The sequence below is a fragment of the Eubacterium sp. MSJ-13 genome (genome assembly GCF_018918235.1).
Classification (GTDB): Bacteria; Bacillota; Clostridia; order Lachnospirales; family Lachnospiraceae; genus Butyribacter.
The window spans coordinates 1-3,852 of sequence record NZ_JAHLQE010000008.1; the positions used below are offsets into that span (position 1 = coordinate 1).

Genomic DNA, 3,852 nt, shown 5'->3' on the forward strand with positions numbered 1-3,852 from the left:
CAGCTAATAGTGTTATGAGCAAGTAGCAAAGCGGATTGCGAATATCCGCTTGACTTTTTGATGTTATGTATGAAATATCGACTGCATCGTCAATAGTTCATGATATAAAAGGAGAGTTCAATGTATAAGATATGTGTTGTAGAAGATGAGGTGAAAATTCAAAAGGAACTTAAACTTCTATTGGAGAATGCCAACTATGAAGTAAAGATAATTGAAACATTTGAAAATATAGCATCACAGATAGTTCAATGTAAACCTGATCTGATACTCTTAGATATAGTTCTTCCTAATGAAGATGGTATTTCTGTTTGTAAGCAGGTTAGGGAAAACAGTAAAGTCCCCATTATTTTTGTTACATCTAAAAATTCATCTATGGATGAACTTGAGTGTATGACATTAGGCGGTGATGATTTTATAGCAAAACCTTATGAGCCATTAGTGCTGTTAGCACATATAGCTGCTGTGTTAAAAAGGTCATCTTCTAAAGAGGAAAAAGTTCTGCATTATAAAAATGTGGAATTGGATATTTTGGCAGCAGTGATTTCCTACAAAAATAAAAAAGTAGAATTATCAAAAAATGAATTACACATATTAATGTACTTATTCTACCATTCAGAGCAGATAATTACTCGTGATGAATTGATGGATAGTTTATGGGGTGATGGGAACTTTATTGATGATAATACTTTAAGTATCAATATCAGCCGCATCCGCCAAAAACTGAAAGGTATCGATTTAGAAAATTTTATCATTACTAAAAGAGGATTGGGTTATCAACTGCTTTTGAGAGAGGGGAAAGATGATGAAATTTAAAGATTATTGTGCAGATAAGATTATTCTTATATTGTTGAATGTAATTGGGATGTTAGCTTTGTCTGAATATTTAAGTATGGTTGGGAATACAGCATCGACAATCATACTGATTGGTATTTTATGGTTTATAATTTTGTGCATCTGTTTGCTGATTGGATGGTATACAAGAAATAAGTATTTTAAAGAGTTGAAAAAACGGGTGGGAACTTTAAGTCAACCATGGTTGATTTCGGAGGTTCTGCCCGTTTCTTTTCATCTTGAAGACAGGGAATATCAGAAGGTGATAAGGAGTGTAGGAGCGGCTGCAATTGAGCAGATTCACAAAATGGAGGATGAACAGAAAGAATATGAAGAATATATAGAAAACTGGATTCATGAGGTAAAAACACCAATAACTTTATTATATTTAATGATAAACAACAATATTCAGGATGTACGCATAAAAAAAGAAATTATTATGGAACTAAAACGAATCGAAAATGATGTGGAAAGTGCTTTGTATTATGCAAGACTGGGTACAGCATATAAGGATTATCTGATTCAGGAGATATCCTTGGGTTCAGTGATAAAAGATTCAATTAATAATAACAGGGTATTGTTAAGGAGTAAGCAAATTGCAATTGATTTTGTATGCCCTGAAAATATCATGGTATATAGCGATCGAAAATGGATATTGTTTGTGATAAATCAAGTAATTATAAATGCTGTTAAGTACTCAAGGGTAGAGAATGCGAAAATAAATATAGAAGTAATAGAGGACGATTGGGCTGTTGAACTGTTTATAAAGGATAATGGGATAGGCATATGTCCGGAAGATTTAGAAAGAATTTTTGACAAGGGATATACAGGTAAAAATGGGCATGATAATGCAAATTCAACCGGAATTGGTTTATATTTGGTTGCAAAAATGTGTGAAAAACTGGATGTGTCAGTCAAAGCGGATTCGATTGAAAATGAGTATACTACTATATCATTTACTTTTAAAAAAAGGAAATATTTTTATGAAAATCTTTCAAAATTGTAAGATTTATGAAAGGATAATGAATAGGTACTACATAAAAATGATGCTATAGTTTGAATGTAAAAGAAATTTATAGGAGGTTGCAATGAATGAGTTGATCAGAAAAAATGTTTTCGCTTTTGTGAAAAAAGAGCCTGTTTATTTCTTTACAATGACCCTGATCGCAGCTATTATGTTTGCATTTAATTCAATGCTTTTTTTGCCGGACATTCAGGAATTGTGTGAACAGAGTTTTACAATGGATGTTTTGTTACTTATTTCGACTGGTATTATTGTTTTGGTGAATGTATGGCTTATTCATTATATTATGGAATACATGTTGAAAAATAGAAGTAAAGAATTTGCAATTTATATGCTTATAGGTACAAGAAAAAAAGATATATTTTTACTTTTTTGTAGGGAAACCTGTTATCAGTCTGGTGTTTCATGGTTGATTGGATTGGCTGTGGGATGGCTGATACAACAGATTTTGATGGATATATTTTATCATCTATTCAGGATAGAATATAAAATAAAAGCAAATTTTAGTTTTTTCTGCGTTATATTTTCTTTTGTAGTTTATACTGTCTGCTACGTAGGTGCATTAATAAGTATCAGAAAGCATTTTATGAAATTAAATATTGCTGCATTATTAAAGGAAAAGAGAAAAACAGAGCTTGTGGATAATGGAAAAATTTCAATTTTTCACAAATGCAGGTTTAATCTTTTATTATTAAAAAATAATAGATTGTTTTTATACCGTACTGTAACATCAAAATTTAAAACAATGAAAAAGTTATTGTTTATAACGGTATTGTTACTTTCCTGTTCGTTGATATGCAGCACTATTGCAATGTTTTACACAGATTATCAAAATGTTCAGATTGATGTTGAATTTCCTTTTTCGTTAATGATATATCATGATGATATAACTATGGATTTTCATAAAGAGAAAGAATTATTAAATGATAATCATATTGGAATGAGCTCAGAACATGAGTATGTTGTTTACAGAAATTCATCCCAAAGTGTGAGAATCTGGCTATATACACATTTAAATTATTTTAGCGATTTATGGAAAGAGAATGATTATAACATAAATCAGAAGATTTTAAATGACAATCCTGATTGCGATGTATATTATAAATACAATACTTTTATGCAGCTTAGTGATTATAATAAGTTAAGAGAAATGTTGGGATTACCGGAAAAAAAATTGAAAAGTGACAAATATATTTTTCAAGTTAAATATCGTATATCTGATGAATTGACATCGGGGTTGTTCAAAAAAGATATTGTTGTTGGAAATAAAAAGCTGCAATTATCAGAAATTTGTACAGACGACTTTGAACAGAATGGGCACAATGGTGCAGATTATATAATTGTTGTTCCAGATGATGTGATTGGCTCATTAAAACCTTATTACACTGTTTATGCCATGCAGACTAAAGAAAGTATTCCTATAAATGTTGCTGAACAGTTACGGGATATTAATACGGAAACAGATAATTTTAAATACGGAAGTAATCATAATATTTTATATACAAGCCCTGTATTAATGAAAACAGAAATAGAGAACAGTTTAAAATCGGCTATTTTGGCAATAATGTTTCCTTTTGCATATATCAGTTTAGTTTTTTTATGTGCAACAATGGCGGTATTATCCATTCGCCTACTCAGTGATTCAAAAGATTATAGATACAGGTATATGATACTTGCCAAATTGGGAATGAAACAGTCAGATATAACTTATCTGATACATCAGCAGCTTGCTTTAAATTATTTATTTCCAGCAGTTGTCGCGTTTGGTATTGGAGGAATTATTTCATTGCATATAAATAGGATAATGATACATGGTGTTGGAATGTATGTATGGGATATAAAATATTTAATATTATCTTTACTCTGGATTTCAGTGATATATCTGGTGTATTACATTCTGACAGATATACTTTTTAGAAGAAATATTTTTATGAACATGTAGGAGCATTCCTGTAATTCATTAAAAGTGCCAATTGAATAAAAAAGAACCTCAAGGT

3 protein-coding genes are annotated in these 3,852 nt (G+C 30.4%); all 3 read left to right on the forward strand.

All coding sequences use genetic code 11. The annotated features are described in order from the left end of the window. Positions 1-120 precede the first annotated feature (120 nt). The 3 genes from KQI69_RS00370 (at position 121) to KQI69_RS00380 (ending at position 3,797) form a co-directional block, all read left to right on the forward strand. Complete coding sequence (locus KQI69_RS00370; protein WP_216563283.1) at positions 121-813, forward strand: response regulator transcription factor; 693 nt, start codon at positions 121-123, stop codon at positions 811-813. After that, positions 800-1,837: a sensor histidine kinase gene (locus tag KQI69_RS00375; RefSeq protein WP_216563284.1), complete on the forward strand. Its 1,038-nt coding sequence runs from the start codon at positions 800-802 to the stop codon at positions 1,835-1,837. The genes KQI69_RS00370 and KQI69_RS00375 overlap by 14 nt, the downstream gene beginning before the upstream one ends. An 82-nt stretch (positions 1,838-1,919) precedes the next feature. Next, the gene (locus tag KQI69_RS00380; RefSeq protein WP_216563286.1) at positions 1,920-3,797 is read left to right on the forward strand and encodes an FtsX-like permease family protein; all 1,878 of its coding nucleotides are present in this window, start codon (positions 1,920-1,922) and stop codon (positions 3,795-3,797) included. Positions 3,798-3,852 lie beyond the last annotated feature (55 nt).

Excerpts from the sequence above, each read along its gene's own strand:
- KQI69_RS00380 (WP_216563286.1), top strand. The coding sequence starts at position 1,920 with ATGAATGAGTTGATCAGAAAAAATGTTTTCGCTTTTGTGAAAAAAGAG.
- KQI69_RS00370 (WP_216563283.1), top strand. The coding sequence starts at position 121 with ATGTATAAGATATGTGTTGTAGAAGATGAGGTGAAAATTCAAAAGGAA.
- KQI69_RS00375 (WP_216563284.1), top strand. The coding sequence starts at position 800 with ATGATGAAATTTAAAGATTATTGTGCAGATAAGATTATTCTTATATTG.